The 16529-nt window shown below is 55.8% G+C and carries 18 protein-coding genes; 7 read left to right on the plus strand and 11 right to left on the minus strand.

From position 1 onward, the window contains the following. The first annotated feature begins 9 nt into the window (after positions 1-9). A complete protein-coding gene (locus ID864_RS02400; protein ID WP_191149353.1) occupies positions 10-2070 on the plus strand; it encodes a prolyl oligopeptidase family serine peptidase in 2061 nt (686 codons plus the stop codon). Here the strand turns inward: ID864_RS02400 and exoX are convergent. From exoX to ID864_RS02415, 3 genes are all read right to left on the minus strand, one after another. Then, positions 2067-2732: an exodeoxyribonuclease X gene (gene exoX, locus ID864_RS02405; RefSeq protein ID WP_099755032.1), complete on the minus strand. Its 666-nt coding sequence runs from the start codon at positions 2730-2732 to the stop codon at positions 2067-2069. The two genes, ID864_RS02400 and exoX, sit on opposite strands and share 4 nt — an antisense overlap. Positions 2733-2744: 12 nt before the next feature. Continuing rightward, the gene (locus ID864_RS02410; RefSeq protein WP_048915846.1) at positions 2745-3503 is read right to left on the minus strand and encodes a carbon-nitrogen hydrolase family protein; all 759 of its coding nucleotides are present in this window, start codon (positions 3501-3503) and stop codon (positions 2745-2747) included. A 67-nt stretch (positions 3504-3570) separates the two neighbouring features. Continuing rightward, positions 3571-3801, minus strand: coding sequence for a DNA polymerase III subunit theta (locus ID864_RS02415; protein WP_048915847.1), 231 nt, complete (start codon positions 3799-3801; stop codon positions 3571-3573). 166 nt (positions 3802-3967) lie between these two features. Between ID864_RS02415 and copC the strand changes: the two genes are divergently transcribed. The 3 genes from copC to ID864_RS02430 are packed head-to-tail and all read left to right on the plus strand — an operon-like array spanning position 3968 to position 5602. Then, complete coding sequence (copC, locus tag ID864_RS02420) at positions 3968-4333, plus strand: copper homeostasis periplasmic binding protein CopC (protein ID WP_048915848.1); 366 nt, start codon at positions 3968-3970, stop codon at positions 4331-4333. After that, a complete protein-coding gene (copD, locus tag ID864_RS02425) occupies positions 4333-5214 on the plus strand; it encodes a copper homeostasis membrane protein CopD (protein WP_224750360.1) in 882 nt (293 codons plus the stop codon). Before copC ends, copD begins: the two co-directional genes overlap by 1 nt. Positions 5215-5266: 52 nt before the next feature. Further along, positions 5267-5602 (plus strand): YebY family protein, encoded by a 336-nt coding sequence (locus ID864_RS02430; protein WP_048915849.1) that lies wholly within the window; start codon positions 5267-5269, stop codon positions 5600-5602. A 318-nt stretch (positions 5603-5920) separates the two neighbouring features. On the opposite strand, the gene ID864_RS02435 is transcribed toward ID864_RS02430, so the two are convergent. The 3 genes from ID864_RS02435 to ID864_RS02445 form a co-directional block, all read right to left on the minus strand. Next, complete coding sequence (locus tag ID864_RS02435) at positions 5921-6220, minus strand: helix-turn-helix domain-containing protein (RefSeq protein ID WP_048915850.1); 300 nt, start codon at positions 6218-6220, stop codon at positions 5921-5923. 1 nt (position 6221) lies between these two features. After that, positions 6222-6572, minus strand: a complete 351-nt coding sequence (locus ID864_RS02440) for a type II toxin-antitoxin system RelE/ParE family toxin (RefSeq protein WP_048915851.1) — start codon at positions 6570-6572, stop codon at positions 6222-6224. A gap of 221 nt (positions 6573-6793) precedes the next feature. After that, positions 6794-6946, minus strand: a complete 153-nt coding sequence (locus ID864_RS02445) for a Hok/Gef family protein (protein ID WP_048915852.1) — start codon at positions 6944-6946, stop codon at positions 6794-6796. Between the two features lie 287 nt (positions 6947-7233). Between ID864_RS02445 and ID864_RS02450 the strand changes: the two genes are divergently transcribed. Then, positions 7234-7476: a hypothetical protein gene (locus ID864_RS02450; protein WP_062818242.1), complete on the plus strand. Its 243-nt coding sequence runs from the start codon at positions 7234-7236 to the stop codon at positions 7474-7476. A 102-nt stretch (positions 7477-7578) separates the two neighbouring features. Here ID864_RS02450 and ID864_RS02455 read toward each other — a convergent pair whose 3' ends face one another. Both ID864_RS02455 and ID864_RS02460 read right to left on the minus strand, forming a co-directional pair. Beyond that, positions 7579-8697, minus strand: a complete 1119-nt coding sequence (locus ID864_RS02455; RefSeq protein WP_048915854.1) for an AI-2E family transporter — start codon at positions 8695-8697, stop codon at positions 7579-7581. A gap of 102 nt (positions 8698-8799) precedes the next feature. Next, a complete protein-coding gene (locus tag ID864_RS02460; RefSeq protein WP_048915855.1) occupies positions 8800-9594 on the minus strand; it encodes a spermidine synthase in 795 nt (264 codons plus the stop codon). 200 nt (positions 9595-9794) lie between these two features. Here ID864_RS02460 and ID864_RS02465 point away from each other — a divergent pair, with 200 nt between their 5' ends. Beyond that, the gene (locus ID864_RS02465) at positions 9795-10088 is read left to right on the plus strand and encodes a hypothetical protein (protein WP_048915856.1); all 294 of its coding nucleotides are present in this window, start codon (positions 9795-9797) and stop codon (positions 10086-10088) included. Between the two features lie 252 nt (positions 10089-10340). Further along, on the plus strand, positions 10341-10988 hold the full coding sequence (locus tag ID864_RS02470) for a metallophosphoesterase (protein ID WP_048915857.1): 648 nt from the start codon (positions 10341-10343) through the stop codon (positions 10986-10988). A 30-nt stretch (positions 10989-11018) separates the two neighbouring features. Here ID864_RS02470 and rsmF read toward each other — a convergent pair whose 3' ends face one another. The 3 genes from rsmF to yebS all read right to left on the minus strand — a co-directional run bounded on the left by rsmF (position 11019) and on the right by yebS (position 16394). Next, on the minus strand, positions 11019-12455 hold the full coding sequence (gene rsmF / locus ID864_RS02475) for a 16S rRNA (cytosine(1407)-C(5))-methyltransferase RsmF (protein ID WP_099753652.1): 1437 nt from the start codon (positions 12453-12455) through the stop codon (positions 11019-11021). Positions 12456-12544: 89 nt separating this feature from the next. Next, positions 12545-15181, minus strand: coding sequence for a PqiB family protein (locus ID864_RS02480; protein ID WP_191149354.1), 2637 nt, complete (start codon positions 15179-15181; stop codon positions 12545-12547). Next, positions 15150-16394 carry a membrane integrity lipid transport subunit YebS gene (gene yebS, locus ID864_RS02485; RefSeq protein WP_048915893.1) on the minus strand — a complete coding sequence of 415 codons (1245 nt, stop codon included), beginning with the start codon at positions 16392-16394 and terminating at the stop codon, positions 15150-15152. The genes ID864_RS02480 and yebS overlap by 32 nt, the downstream gene beginning before the upstream one ends. Positions 16395-16529 lie beyond the last annotated feature (135 nt).

The raw sequence follows: 16529 nt of genomic DNA on the forward strand, positions 1-16529 counted from the left end.
GAAGATAATATGACACCTCCTAAAGCACAAAAAATCCCTCATGTGATGTCGCTGCACGGCGATACGCGCACCGATAACTACTACTGGCTGCGCGACGATGAGCGTGAAAACCCGCAGGTGCTGGCGCATCTGCGCGCTGAAAATGATCACTGCAAAGCGGCATTACTGCCGCAGCAGGCGCTACAGGAACAGCTGCTGAAGGAAATTGTCGGGCGCATCCCCCAGCGTGACCACTCAGTGCCCTATGTGAAAAAAGGCTACCGCTATCAGAGCCGCTATGAAGAGGGCAATGAGTACACCCTCTATACCCGCCAGCCTGCTGAGACCACAACCCCGGACGTCTGGGATACGCTGCTGGACGGCAACGAGCGTGCGGCAGACAGCGAGTTCTATACCTTAGGCGGCGTGGCGATCAGCCCGGATAACCAAGTGATGGCGGTGGCGGAAGATTTCCTCTCGCGCCGGGTGTATGGCATCCGCCTGCGCAATTTACGCAGCGGGGAGTGGTATCCGGAGGTGCTGGAAGGCGTGGCTTCCAGCATGACCTGGGCGGCCGACTCGCGCACGCTCTACTATGTATTGAAAGACAAAAAGACGCTGCTGCCTTATCAGGTCTGGCGCCATACGCTTGGGACGCCGCAGTCTCAGGACCAGCTGGTGTATGAGGAGCTGGACGATACGTTCTACATCAGCGTTTATAAGACCACCTCTGAGCAGTTTGTGGCTATTGCGCTTGGCAGCAGCACCACCAGTGAGATCCTGCTGCTGGATGCTGAGCAGCCGGATGCGCAGCCGCAGGTTTTCAGCCCGCGCCGCAAGGATCACGAATACAGCGTGGATCACTACCAGCAACAGTTCTATATACGTTCCAACCGCGAAGGCAAAAATTTCGGCTTATACCGCAGTGAGCGTTTCGACGAGCAGCACTGGCAGACGTTGATTGCCCCGCGTAACAACATCGTGCTGGAGGGTTATGCGCTGTTTCGCGACTGGCTGGTGGTGGAGGAGCGCGAGCGTGGGTTGACCAGCCTGCGGCAGATCAACTGGCAGAGCGGGGAGAGCAGCGCCATTGCTTTCGATGACCCGGCCTATGTCACCTGGATCGGCTACAACCCCAGCCCGGACAGCAGCAAGCTGCGCTATGGCTACTCCTCAATGACCACACCCGATACGCTGTTTGAGCTGGATCTCGACAGCGGCGAGCGCGAAGTGCTGAAGCAGACCGAAGTGAAGGGGTTTGATGCCGGTGAGTACCTCAGCGAGCGTCTGTGGATCAGCGTGCGTGACGGCGTTGAAGTACCGGTTTCGCTGGTTTACCGCAAGGACAGCTTTACGCCAGGCAGCAATCCACTGTTAGTGTACGGCTATGGTTCTTACGGCAGCAGCATGGATGCCGACTTCAGCGCCAGCCGTCTCAGCCTGCTTGACCGTGGTTTTGTCTTTGCCCTGACGCATATTCGCGGCGGTGGCGAGATGGGCCAGCAGTGGTACGACGATGGGCGTCTGCTGAATAAGCTCAACACTTTTCACGACTTTATCGACATTACCAATGCGCTGGTGGAAAAAAGTTACGGCGACCCGGCAAAACTTTACGCCATGGGCGGAAGCGCCGGTGGCCTGCTGATGGGGAGCGTAATCAATAGTGTGCCGGAGCGTTTCCACGGTGTCGTCGCGCAGGTGCCGTTTGTTGACGTCGTCACCACCATGCTGGATGAGACTATCCCGCTGACCACCGGTGAGTATGATGAGTGGGGCAACCCCAACGACGAAAAGTATTACCACTACATCAAACAGTACAGCCCGTATGACAACGTCAGCGCCCAGGCCTATCCGCACCTGCTGGTGACGACCGGGCTGCATGACTCCCAGGTGCAGTACTGGGAACCGGCAAAATGGGTGGCAAAACTGCGCGAGCTGAAGACCGATGACAACCTGCTGTTGCTGGACACCGATATGGATTCCGGCCACGGCGGTAAATCAGGACGTTTTAAAGCGTATGAAGGCGTGGCGCTGGAATATGCGTTTCTTATCGCGCTGGCGACCGGACTGCTGCCCGGTCAGAACGCTTAATCAACCGCGCTCAGCGCCCGCTGCATAGCACTGCGTAAGTCGGGCTTTAGATCCGTGATATTTTTTAGCATCCATTTTAAATATCCCGGATCTTTCTTCGCGACATCATCCACTTTCTGCCCACGATATTTGCCGAACGGGAAGGTATTTACCGAGCCCTGCACCTGCATACGGCGCACCATCTCGGCGGCATCCCAGCCGCTAAACGACATAATGCGGATCAATAAAGCGGCAGTGACGTAGCAGTCGTACAGCGCGCGGTGGGCGTGCAGATCGGCAGGTGGCTCGACGTCCAGTTGCAGCGTCTCGCGCAGCGCCTGGTTACTGTATTTGAGGCCGGGCCACAGGCGGCGAGACAGCGTCATGGTGCAGATCCACTCACCGTGCATCTCCGGCAGCATACGGCGGTCAAAGCTGGCGTTATGCGCCACGTAATGGCTGCTGCCGTGATAGCGACCGATAGCCTGTTCGATGGTCGGTTTACCGTGCACCATCGCTGGGGTAATTCTGTGGATCGCCATCGCCTGGTGGCTGATAGGGCGGTCGGGGGAGATCAGGTCGCTCATTGGATTGACGATCTGCCCGTCCACCACATCGACTGATGCCACTTCGACGATGCCACCCTGCAGCCCGCAGGTTTCCGTGTCTATCACGCGTAACATAACTTCTCCCGTTTACAGATTTGACGGGCAGGGTAACGGATGTGCCTCTCCCTGCCAATGGCTGGCGTTGCGCCGGGCAACAATCAGCTGCTCACCCTCGCCGCCGCGCACTACCTGACGACCGCTCTGATCCCAGAAAGCGCTTTTCCCGGCGCAGATATACCCCCCGCTCGGCCACGCATGGTTGGCCATAACGATCGCCATTTTATACTCGCGCGACCAGCGGGCAAGGTACTCGCAATCGGTCTCGTAGCCGTTCTCTGACACCAGCACGCTGGTGGCATAGAGATCGGCACCGCGGTGAGCGGCATCACGGGCATACTCCTCCACGCTGATATCGGCGCAGATGGCGATGGCGACATGGTGATGCTGATAGCCAAACAGCGGCAGGGCTTCGCCCCGGGTGAATATCTGCTGCTCCGGGCCAAAGAGATTGCGTTTACTGTAGGCGAGACGGGTGCCGTCCGGCAGGAAGGTCAGTGCCGAAAGGCGCACGTTTTTACCACTTTGCAGCGGCAGGCCGATGCTAATCCCCATCTGATGCTCCTGCGCGGCATCGGCGAAGGCTTGCAGACGCGGATCGTCAGTGCTCATCGCCAGTTTCGCCATCAGCGGCAGCTCATACCCCGTCAGGGAGAGTTCAGGAAACATCAGCAGATCAACATGGTGTACAGCGGCGTAGCGGACAAATTCGAGGTGGTGCTGAAGGTTCCAGGCAATATCCCCTGGACGTGAACCTGACTGTGCTGCAGCGATAGTCCAACTGGACATAGGTGCTCCCCCGAGACGAGAAAGTAGGTGTCTTATCTCAACCGAAGCGGGAGCAAAACGCAACCCGCTATTTTTGCTTAGGTTCCCAGGGCAGGCGGGAGAGTGAAAGCGAGGCCTGACGATAATGCATCAGACGCTGGCGAAACCAGTCACGCAGCGCTTCTGGCTGCTCGCGCTCAACCATTTCGGCGATGACCGGCATGTTATAACGCTCTTTAAACGCCACGCCTGCGGCGGCCAGATCAACGTTAACCTTGTCTTTCTCATCCTGCGGCAGCGTGGCCAGATTGTAACTCATAATGTCCTCCCGATGGTTTGTGGCAGAAAGTAATGCAGAAGGCACGGATTAGCAAGTTTCAGCGTGGATTGATAGCTGCTATCACCTCGACACTGCTTTTTAAGCGGAGTATTCTTTCGGCCTCAGGCAGCAAGGCGCTGCGCATTGTTAAGGATAATTGCGATTCATGCGTAACTTCTTCAAGATCTCCGGCTTACTTACTGCCGCTCTTTTTGCCCAGCAGGCTTCTGCTCATGCACATCTTAAAAGTGAATACACCTCGTTAAATCCGGCGGGCAGCCAATATCCCAATGCGCTGACCATCCAGTTTACTGAAAATGTCGAGCCGGCATTTAGCGGCATCGTCGTGACCCATATGGATAACTCGCCGTTGCCGCAGCTAAAGGCGAAACGCGTTCCAGGCCAGCGCGACACGCTGCGCGTGCAGTTCAAGCAGCCGCTGAAAAGGGGTGAGGAGTATAAGGTCAGCTGGCACGTATTGTCAGTAGATGGTCATAAGACAAAAGGGAACTACACCTTTAGCGTGCCGTAATGATCTCACTGGCAGGCGTCTACATCCTGTGCCGTTTTGTGCACTTCAGCGCGCTGATGTCGCTGGCGGGGGCGGGTGCCATGACGGTTATGCTGGCCCCGGAGCACTATCGCCAGCCACTCAGCCAGCGGCTGATGCCGCTGATGCGCGCTGCCAGCTGGCTGACGTTCCTGAGCGCGCTGCTACTGCTGGCCGCGCAGACCGGGCTAATGGGCGATGGCTGGCAGGATATTCTCGATGGGGAAACCTGGCTTGCCGTGCTGCAAACCCGGTTCGGCCTGGTCTGGCAGGGCCAGTTAGCCTGCGCGCTGCTGGGCTGCCTCGCACTTTGGCTGCGCGGCAGTGTGCGCCAGACGGCCCTGTTGCTCATGGCGCTGGCACAGCTCGCCGGCCTGGCGTTTGTCGGGCACGCGGCAATGCTTGAGGGCTGGATGGGCGTGCTGCAGCGCACTAACCAGATGGTGCATCTGATTGCTGCCGCATTCTGGGCGGGAGGACTGGTGCCGGTGGTGGTGCTGATGCGCTTAGCACGCCAGGATAAGCCGCAGTATGAAGCGATTCGTACCATGATGCGCTTCTCGCGCTATGGCCATTTGGCGGTTGCGCTGGTGCTGATAAGCGGCATGGTCAACGCGCTGCTGATCCTTGGCTGGCCGCCCGGCAGTTTCCGCCTTTACAGTCAGCTGCTGCTGTTAAAAACCCTGCTGGTGGCGGCGATGATAGCCATCGCCCTGTTTAATCGCTACTGGCTGGTGCCGCGCTTTCAGCGCAGCGGAGAAGGGGCGCAGCAACATTTTATGACCACCACGCTGGCTGAGATAGCGCTGGCGGCGGCGGTCGTGCTGACGGTCAGCGTGTTTGCCACGCTGGAACCGTCATAAGCCCGATGATTATTCACATGGCAGATTAAGTTTTATTGTTTGAGGTATAGAGATGAAAAAGTTGGCACTGTTATTGGTAGCACTGGGCGTTAGCAGCAGCGCAATGGCCGGAATTGAAACCGTCAGCCGCTTTGAGATGGGTAAAGACAACTGGCCGTTTACCCGCGAAGAGATCATGCTGAGTTGCGAAAAGGGCAACGTGCTGTTTGCCATCAATGACGGCACGCTGGTGCAGTATCCGCTCAACGCCGAGGCTGAGGCGAAGGTGAAATCCGGCCAGTCAAAAGGCTTCCCTATCGACAAGATTCTGGCAGACGACCCCACTCATCCCGGCGAGAAGAAGAGCCTGGCGCCCATCATCGCCCGCGCCGAAAAACTCTGTCACTGATCCTCAACGCTGGCGCACCTGTCGCGGTTCGCCAGCCTGAATGTCTGAGCGGTTAACTCTTGCCGCGCAGCAAAACCCTCTGGTTATATGCAGCCGGGATCACAGCGCTAACAATCAGTTGCCGGGCTGTTGACAACTGGCTGGAAATCCCCCACTTCTGGTCTACCTTTTAAAGTGCAAGGCGTAACCGCCTGCATAAATGCCAACTTTTAGCGCACGGCTCTGAAAAGAGCCATTTCCCTGGACCGAAGACAGGAATCGTCTTCGGTCTTTTTTTAACGCATTGAAATTTTACAATATAAATAGTCTTTTGCTGCCTTACATGGTTAGTTCCAGATGTTTTCCGTTAGGGAGAACAATAGAAACATTGAGAGTCCCACCGATAGCTTCAACATATCGCTTAAGGGTCGAAACTTTAATCTCTGCGCCACGCTGTTCCATCGCCGCCACTGTCGGCTGTGCGATACCCATAGCTTTACCTACGCCGGTTTGAGACGCTTCTGCCGCCTCTCTCAGCTGGTCTAGTCTTGTAACTATCAATAACTCGTTTGTTCTTTCTATGATGCGCTGCTGGCTTTCTGGAGAGCGTTTAGCCATCAGTTCTTTTAAATTTGCCATCTTATTTCTCCAGACTATCTAAATGTTTTTGGTACGTTCTATCGGCTACTTTTATCATATCAGCATAAAACTTAGCCTCGTTGACCCCTGTCTTATCACCAGCACACAACGCGATGGCATTTCGTTGAGGGTCAAATGCAAAAAATGCTCTTATGGGGTCGCCTTTGTGTTGGACTCGCAACTCTTTCATATTCTTAAATTTAGAGTCACGTACAGTATCAACAAATGGCCGTCCAAGATTTGGCCCTCCGGCCTCAATCAGCCCTAACCCCGCGAGTATATCTTCCTGCAGTTCTTCCGTCTGACTATCAAACCACTTATCAAAGAGGTCCGAAGTATTAACTTCCCACATCCTGTGCTCCTTATAGCCTAAAGGCTATAGAGTTAATATATAGCCCAAGGGCTATGGTGTCAATTTACCGTCCAAAGTATTTTTTGGTTTCCACTCTGATAACAGCGTGTCCAGATATGACTTTAATTTTTAGACCTCAAAACGATGTTGAAATGAGAAGGGTGCTTAAGCGCTAACAGCCCAACAACAAAGTGGCGGGGATTGCTCCCCGCCGGTTGCCATCACGATTTGGATTCGTAAGCCATAAAGACGGCAACCTCCGTATGGTCGGTTCGGATGCGTACCTCACAGAGGTCTTTCCTGCTGACCAGCACGACTGCAATAGCCGCGATGATAATCAGAGCGGTGATCGTAATCACCCGTTGCTGCTTCATGGTTGCGTCTCCTTGCCTTTCGGCACGCAAGAAGCTAACCTAATGTTGTGGAGCATTAGAGATGGCCTCATTTTGATTAAGTGTCAAAGTGGGGCTTTTCTCTTTCTGCCGTCTGCAACATGCTTAAGGCAGAAAGCCTCAAGCACCCGCCGATAAAATACGCCCGTCTGGCTAATTAATCTCATTCATCAAACAAATTTGCGTAGCGCCTCGTAAATATGGCAGGTAATATTAACTGTGAAATTAACGTAAACAGGTTATTTAATTAACCTTATAAGGTTCGTGCAATGGGAACAGTATTAGGTTTTATGGGATTAATTTTGGGTGCATGGGCGGTACGCAGCATCTGCATGAAACAGCAAAATAATGTATTGAAAGCCTGTAAAGCGCTCTTCGCGGCAGTTTACTTTCTGGGGGCAGGCGGGTTGGGGGGGACGAATGAGAAGATGTTCCCAACGGCGATAGTCATGCTGCTGGTAGGGGCCGGCGTGATGCTCTATTCAAACTGGGCAGCAAAGAAGGGGGCCTAAGTGCTAATAGCCCTAATTTAAAAACAGAAATTGCGTAGCGGCGCATAAACTGGCAGCGTAAAGCGAAATAAAAAACGGGGCCTTATTCAGCCCCGTGACTTATTACTCGCTCTCTTTTTCCGGATGGTTTTGACCCTCTTCCATAAAGTCGCGATCGATTTCGTCGGTATTACCTCTATGGTCGCGGCCTGAAAGCAGATTCCAGCAGGAGATAAACAGCGCGGCGATCAGCGGACCGATAACAAAACCGTTAATACCGTAAATCTCCATACCACCCAGCGTGGTGATCAGTATCAGGTAGTCGGGCATCTTGGTATCTTTGCCGACCAGCAGCGGGCGCAGAATATTATCAATAAGACCAATCACAACCACGAAGAAGAAGGTCAGGATCACCCCTTTAACGATTGCACCGGTAAAGAAGAAGTACAGGACTACCGGCAGCCAGATAATAGCGGAGCCTACCGCCGGAATAATCGACAGGAAGGCCATCAGCGAGCCCCATAAAATACTGCCCTGAATCCCGGCAAAGAAGAAGGCGATACCGCCAAGCGCACCCTGTACGGCGGCAACCACCACCGTACCTTTTACCGTCGCGCGGGATACGGCGGCAAACTTCACGAACAGATGCTGCTTCACATATTGCGAAAGTGGGATCGCGTCCAGCGCCAGGCTAACCAGGTAAGCACCATCCTTCAGCAGGAAGAACAGCAGGTACAACATGATGCCGAAGCCAACGGTAAAGCTGAAGGTGCTTTTACCGATCATCATCAGGCTACCCGCAAAGAACTGCCCGCCCTTCATCGCCACGCCGGAGAGTTTTTCCTGAATAGCACCGGCGTCGTTCAGATTGTTTTCGGCAAGGAAGTGACGCAGCCAGTCGGGAAGATGGTTGATCACTCCGGCCGCTGCAGAGGTCAGTTCACTCTGGTTATTTTGGATGCGGTTGTATAACGCATTGAATTCAAGCGCCAGCGATGAGGCGACGATGGCCAGCGGAATGAAGACAATCAGGCAGATAATTAACATTGAAATCAGTGAAGCGAGGCCGTTACGGTCACCCAAATGCTTCCTGATTTTCGTTTTCAGCGGGTGGAAGATAATCGCCAGGATGGCGGCCCACAGAATGGCGGAGAAATAGGGTCCCAGGATGTGTAAAAAAGCGAAGGTGGTGATCGCCAGTATGAAGATGAAAAATCCCTTACTTAAGCCCTTAATGATCATTGATTGGTCTCTGTTATCAAAATGCTATCTGGTTACGCGCTAAAAGTAGACCAGCGGCGGGTTTACGGCAATAACGTGCGCAACATAAAACGAAAAGAGTCGTTACGGTCGGGAGCCTGGCCAGCGGTAAACCTTTTGCGCCAGCAGGGAAAAGTCACTCTGAAACAGCGCACCACTTTTCTTCATCCGGTCGCGCAGCTCAGACAATGGTGAAGGACAGTGCTCACGGCTGGCATAAATCACCACATTCCCGCTGGGAGTCGAGCAGTACAGCACGGTGCTGAACAGGGAGGTTAGCGCAGCGGAAAAGGCAGAATCCTCATCGGGGGCCGTTTGGTGATTAAGTACCAGCCACCCCCCCGGCTGCAGGGCCTGGGCGCAGTGGCGCAAAAAGGTGCGCGTCGACTGCAGCGGAACCGCTGCGCTGGCGGAGTAGAGATCGGAACAGATGAGCGAGTAGTGGCCTTTCAGCGCGTTGGCGATGAACAGTGCAGCATCGTCTACCTGATAGCGAATATCGTTGCTCAGCGGCAAACAGAAGTAGCTTTTCGCCACGTCAACCACGGCCTGGCGCAGCTCGACCACATCGATAGCGATGGCGGGATCGTGCGCATGCAGCGCGCGCACCAGACAGCCGCCGCCCAGCCCGAGCAGCAGAACCTTATCCAGCGGCGTGAGCGCTGCCGCCATCAGCATCGCGCTGATGTATTTATGCACCGGCAGCTCAGGGCGGCTCTTCTGCATCTTGCTTTGCTCAAAGACCCGGTCAAAGCTCATCAGTCGATAAATCTTATTATCGATCACCGAAACTTCTCCCTGCTCATCTTCAACGCTGGCGACCAGCTCTCCACGAATGCGAAACAGCGGGGATGAGTTATAGAGTTGGGCATCTGACATTTTAATCACTCCTTAAATGCACATCTTTCCTGATTATGCCGCCACATCTTCACATTTTTGCGGGTAAATGGGCAACCTTAGTCAAATTCGCACTACAAATGACATCACTGCTTGTGGATCGTCACGCAGCGCTTTACGATGTCAGGTGGCCCGGCGCCGCGGATACCCGCAGCGCTGAATACTGGCCGGGAGCCTGTTGCATGAAAAGCGAGAAAGAGATATCCATCGATCAGTTTACCGAAGAAGAGAAAGGGTTGGTGGAGCAGCGGGTGAAAACATTGACGGACAAATTAAGTCATGTTGCCAGTAAGAAAGAGGAAAAAGAGATCCTCAAAGAGGCGAAACGCCTGGTAATGAAAGAGCGCGTGATGCGCGAGAGCAGCAAAGTTGTGCTGGCGAAGAAACCGCGTAAGCCCTCCGCGGCGAAAGAGAGTGAAGTAAAAGAGTTTAACTGGACTGCATCGCTGCGTAAGAATCCGCGTGCGTTAAAATAATTGAATCTCGGGCCGCAAAGGCCCTTGTCACCCTGATCCTACCTGAGTCAGTCACCCGACCACAATCAGATGTACCATCCGCGCCAACACTTCAATAATCAGCAAACTGCCAATCGTAATTAGCACCAGCGTGAAATAAAACTGCTTACGGTTATTCATGACGCTGGAGTCCCTGTCTGGCTGAAAGGCTATACTTTATCGCAAATTCACTAAACCAGGCGTCAATATGTGCCGATAAGAAAGGTTTAAGCGATGCTTTACCACTATTTAAACGGGGAAAACTGGCGGCATATTTTCATCGTTGGCGATCTGCACGGCTGTCGTGACATGCTGCAGCAGCAGTTAACTGCTCTTCATTTCGATCAACAGCGGGATCTGGTCATCGGCGTAGGTGACTTGATCGACAGAGGTCCCGACAGTGCAGGTTGCCTTGCGCTGCTGCATCAGCCGTGGTTTCGCTGCGTGCGCGGCAATCATGAACAGATGGCGCTGGATGCGCTGAGCGGGGCGGGCAGTCAGATGTGGCGCCGCAACGGCGGCGACTGGTTTTACTCCATGAAGGGTTTACCGGTGCTGGAAGTTAAACGCAATTTGTTACGTTGTCACGAATTGCCACTGATTCTTCACCTGCAGCTGACAGAGCGCGTCGCGGTTATCGCGCACGCTGACTATCCGGCGGAAGAGTATGCCTGGGGCAAGGAGATCGATACGGAGGCTGTGCTGTGGGGGCGCGAGCGCGTTGCAGCAGCGCAGCGCGGTAAAGGGGCAAGGATCCGCGGTGCCGATGATTTCTACTTTGGTCACACGCCGCTGCCGGCGCCGCTGAATGCCTGGAACCAACACTACATCGATACCGGCGCAGTGTTTGGTAATAACCTGACGCTGGTCCAGGTGCAGTAATGATGCGGCCTGATGACAGGCCGCAGGCTGTTACACGCTGAACAGTTTGCCGTCGCGCACCAAATCGCGCGGGTAGTTATTTTTAATCCGGCTGCCCACCTTTTTGGCAATGCCAATCGCCTGCTGCTGATAGCAGACAATCACCTCGTCAGCAGGCAGGTCGCGTTCAGGATAGATATCCCGCCCGCGATACCACTCTTCCGCTTCGCTGCTGGTCAGTTCGAACGCGTTTGCCGCGTGAGGATCCGCCAGCGCAATCGCGGCTTCATGCTGCCAGCGCCAGCCTTTCGGGAATGTTTCCGCCAGCTTCAGGCCGATACGTGAGAAACGGACGCGCCCAAGCCACGGCTCCATCGCACGCGGGAACAGCCACAGCTCCTTATCACGCTGCCACAGCGACAGTTCATCGCTCCAGTTCAACCCGGCTTTTGCTGCGGCATCTGCCACGTCCTGCTGCTGCTTGCGGTTAAGCGGGCTAAAGGGCGGCTTGCCCACTTTATAGCCTGGAGCGGGCAGGCGCGGCACGCTTTCCAGCTTGCGCAGGCGGGCGACGAAGAAGCCTTCGCTGTCAAAAATATGCGGGAAGACGTGCAGAAACCCCTCCGCGGTGGCGGCCTGCTGCGCGCCGCTAAACAGCTGGTCGAGCGGCTCGATTTCAACGGCACCGGGATACTCGGCGAGCAGCCACTCAATGACCTGCTGATTCTCACTGCGGTTTAACGTGCAGGTGGAGTAAACCAGGATACCGCCAGGTTTCAGCGCGTGAAACGCGCTGTTGATCAGCTCCCGCTGGGTAGCGGCGATGTCGGCAGTGCTGGCTTCTGACCAGTTGCGCAGCGCATCGGGATCTTTGCGGACAACCCCTTCACCGGAACAGGGGGCATCCAGCAGTACCGCATCGAAACACTCGGGCAATGCAGGGCCAAATACCCGGCCGTCAAAGTGGGTCATGGCGCTGTTGCTGACGCCGCAGCGGCTGAGGTTAGCGTGCAGCACTTTCACCCGGCTGGCGGAGTATTCGTTGGCGAGGATGGTGCCTTTGTTCGCCATGCGCGCCGCAATCTGGGTGGTTTTAGAGCCCGGTGCGGCAGCGACGTCCATCACGCGTTCCGGCTGGCTACCGTTGGCAAACAGCGCGCTTACCGGCAGCATTGAGCTGGCCTCCTGGATGTAAAACAGCCCGGCAAGGTGCTCTGCCGTACTGCCCAGCGGTAACGCATCCGCATCGTCGCGGCTGATCCAGAAACCCTCTTCGCACCACGGGATCGGCGTGAGCGCCCACTGCCAGGGCGCAACCAGCGCCAGGAAGTCATCAACGCTGATTTTCAGCGTATTAACGCGCAGGCTGCGGCGCAGCGGCTGCTGGCTGATAGCAATAAAGCGATCGAAGTCGTTCGCATCCGGCAGCAGTTGCTGCATCCGATCGAGAAAAGGCTGCGGGAAAAACACGCGGGAAGAGTGAGGCACAGGCAGGATCCACAGGAAAAAATGTGCGCGCAGTTTAGCACAGGGGGGCAGGTAAAAAAATTGGGCAGCGAAGGCTGCCCAATAGGAGGTTACTGCGGCAGGGCGGTTCCCCACTTGCGCCAGTCCTTCGGCTCTTCATCTTCCAACAGGAAGTGTTTACCCGAATTCGCCTGCGGCGCCAGCGGCACCGTTGGCGGCGTGGCAAAGGCAATGCCACCCTGGATAAACTGCTGGAAGGTGCCGGTTTTCACCACGCCGCCAATCAGGCCAAACTTGAGGTTGTAGCCGGAAGCCAGCCAGAACACCGAGTTGTTCCGTACCAGATGTTGATATTTCTTGCTGATGCGCAGAGTGATCTGCACGCGGTCGGCCATCGAGCCGAGAGACGTTCCGGTCACCGTACCCACTTCGATACCGCGGAACAGCACCGGGGTTCCGACCGTCAGAGAACCTCCCTCCGGCGCATCCATCACCACATTCAGCCCATCAAGGTAGCGTGCGTCGGTAATGGTTGATTCCTGCAGTTCGAAGCTGCGCTGAGGGCGCCCTTTACCTGGGTCAACGTTAATGTACGGCTGCAGCAGCGTCTCAAGATGGTTGACCCCCGCCGCCGAGATCTGCGGTGAAACGACCGAGAAGCGCGAGCCGAGACGGGCAAAGTCCTTCACGTATTCAGGGTAGAGCACCGCTTTGGCGATCACCTGATTGTTACCTTCGCCGAGCGCCAGCGACTCCAGCTGACCAATCGTGATGCCAAGGTAGCGGATCGGCAAACCCGGCGACAGTTTGCTGGCGTCGTAGGTGCGCAGGGTGATCTGGCTACCCACCGCACGCGCGGCGGTTTCGGAATCATACAGCGTGCGTTTGTCCTGGCGGGTCAGGCCCACTCCGGCGCCGGTAAGATTTTCGAAGCTGATCGCCCCTTTCAGCGCGCGGTTAAGCGGCGAAGCCTGCACCGTCAGACCGCTGCCGTTAAGCTGCACGCGCGCCCCGCCTTCAGCCCAGAACACGCTGCTTTGGGTCAGCAGCCGGCGATATTCCGGCTTGATATGCACATTAACGTCGAAGGCATCGGCACGCGGCGTAACGCTGACGATTTCACCGACCTGGAATTTACGGTAAAGCACCACGGAACCGGCCTGGATATCCGGCAGGCTGGTGGCCGTCAGGGTGAGGGTAGTTGGCAAGCGATCGCCGACCACCCCTTCAGCGGCTTTTTCCGCATTAGCATACAGTGGGTAAGTTTTTTTCACTTCGCCTTTGCTGCCGGGATCGAGGCGAATACCGCCGTCCACCCACTCACGGGCGCTGGCACCCAGCACTTCCATGCCATCAATGCCGAGCTTCACGTCGAGACGGCTGTTAATGATGAATTTGCTGTCGCCATGGACGAGGTCGCGATAGTCCGCGGCCACCGCCACGTTGAAGGTGACGCCTTTTTCATTCAGCGTGCGCTTTATCACCTGGCCGATGCGCATGCCGTGCAGCATCAGGGGCTGGCCGGCGTCAATGCCGTAGCTTTCCGGGGCGGTGAGGGTGACCTCCAGCGCATTCGGCTGCTGCAGCAGCGACTCATTGCTTGGCAGCACCACGAAATGGTCCTGCGGCGCGCCGTCGCCGGGGATCAGTTCGAGGGTATTGCCGGTCAGCAGGCTGCTGAGGCTGCTGTCAGTCAGGCTAATTTTCGGGCTGCGCATCTCAATACGCGTACCGCTGCGCATCAGACCGGTGACGGAAGGATCCAGCGTCAGCTCACCGCTGACTTTGCCGTTATCCTGCAGCGTCATTTTGGTCAGTGAACCCACTTCAAGACCCTGATACATCAGCGGCGTGCTGCCTTCCTTGAGGTTTTTACCGTCCGGCAGGTCGAGCAAAATTTTCACGCCGCGCTGGCTCTGCGCCAGGTCAGGGTAGAGGTTATAGCTGTCCTCACTCTTCGCCGGCTGCGATGCCTGCGGTGAATCGAAGGCCACTGCGCCATTGACCAGCGCGGCAAGACTCTCCAGCTGAACTTTAGCTCCACTCAGACCCACATCGGCCTTGACGCCGGAGACATTCCAGAATCGACTCTCCTTTTTCACCAGATTGGTAAAGCGGCGCTCAATCAGCACGTCAATCGTGACCCCCTGATTACCGGAGTTGATGCTGTAGTCATACACGCGGCCAACCGGGATTTTGCGGAAGTAAACCAGTGAACCGCTGTTCAGCGCGCCGAGGTCAGGGGCGTGAAGGTGGATCATCATTTCGCCGGTATTTAAGCGGTATTTGGGCTGGGTATCGAGCGCGGTGAAGTTTTCACGCGGTTCCCCCTTCTTGCCCGGCATCATGCCGATGTAGTTGCCGCCTACCAGCGCATCCAGACCCGAAACGCCGGCCAGCGAGGCTTTCGGCGTTACCAGCCAGAACTGCGTATCCTCACGCAGTGCGCCTTTCATATCGCTTTTAATGCTGGCCTTGATCTTAATGGTACGCAGGTCGTCGGTCATGCTGATGCCCTGCACCAGTCCGACTTCGACGCCCTGATAGCGTACCGGCGTGCGGCCCGGCACAATGCCGTCCGCGGTGGCGAAATCAATGGTCACCGTGGTGCCGCGCTCCTGGTAATTTGACCAGATAAGCCAGCCGGCAATCAGCAGGGCAATAAAGGGCAGCAGCCAGAATGGCGATATTTTTCGCCGATTTTTGACGCGTGCATTAGTCGGTGTAGTCGGCGTTTCCTGTTGCATGAGCATCCCAAAGTAAACGGCTATCCAGCCACTCAACGGCAAGAATAGTGAGTATGACCGCTGAGCCGAAATAGAAGGCAGCCGGTCCCATAGTAAAAGCTAAAAGCTGGTCGCGATTAACCAGCGACATCGTTAGTGAAATGACGAACAGGTCGAGCATCGACCAGCGCCCCACCCACTGCACCACGCGCAGCAGGCGGATGCGGGTTTTCAGCCCTTGCTCACATTTGAAGTGAATACTGAGCAGCAGGGTCACCAGGACGATAACTTTGGTAAACGGCACCAGAATACTGGCGACGAACACCACGATAGCCACCGGGATATTGCCAGAGGCGAGCGAGAGAATACCAGAAAGAATGGTGTCATCCTGGCGAGAGCCGTTGAGATAGATGACTGAAATCGGCAGCAGATTAGCCGGGATCAGAAAAATAATCGAGGCGATCAGCGCCGCCCAGGACTTCTGCAGGCTGAAATGACGGCGGAAATAGAGCCGCGTGTGGCAGCGCGGGCAGCGGCCACGCTCATCGGCCACGCCGGTATGGTGGCAGCTCAGGCAAACCTGCAGCTGGGCAATCGGCACATTTGGATGAGGCTGCGGATAGAAACGGTGCCACAGCTGTTCAACGTTAAGGTGAATCAGCGTCAGCAGGCTGAGAAGCGTCAGAGAGATAAACGCCACCAGCCCAAGGCCCGGCGTAATGGCGGCATAGTCCTGCACCTTTATTGAGGCAACGGCCACGCCGACCAGGTAGATATCAAGCATCACCCACTCTTTCAGGCGGTCAAGCATCAGCAGCACCGGCCGCAGGTTCATGCCCAGCTTGTCACCGAAATAGAGGTAGCCAATTGAGACGACCAGCGTCAGCGGGGCGCCAATCGTGCAAAATGCCACCATTGAAGCGGCAATGACGTCACCTTCCCTGGTCATCTGCATGATGCCGCCCAGCAGGCTGGCGTAAATGTTGGTGCCGAGCAGCCGGATTGACATCAGCGGCTCATTGAAAGCGAAAGGCATCAGCAGCAGCATCGTCACCGCCATGGCGGTCAGTCGCGTCATCGACCAGTCCCGGCCATTCAGGATGCGCGCATTGCAGCGCGGGCAGTGCGCAGACTGGCTTGATTTAACATCTGGTAAGGAAAAAAGGGTATCGCATTGGGGACATCGCTGATAACGTGCCTGTGGCAGAGCATGACTTATGGCGTGTATTTTCATATTCCCGATCGTGCTTTGGCCCAACAGCGCAGGTGCAGGGCAGGTTAGGCTGATTAACGCCATGAGAGCAGGACTTCAGTATAGCCGTGCTTCAGTATTCGGATAAATCCAAGGTTATATTAACTAACGGAATGA

The sequence above is a fragment of the Erwinia aphidicola genome, from assembly GCF_014773485.1.
In the GTDB taxonomy this organism is placed as follows: Bacteria; Pseudomonadota; Gammaproteobacteria; order Enterobacterales; family Enterobacteriaceae; genus Erwinia; species Erwinia aphidicola.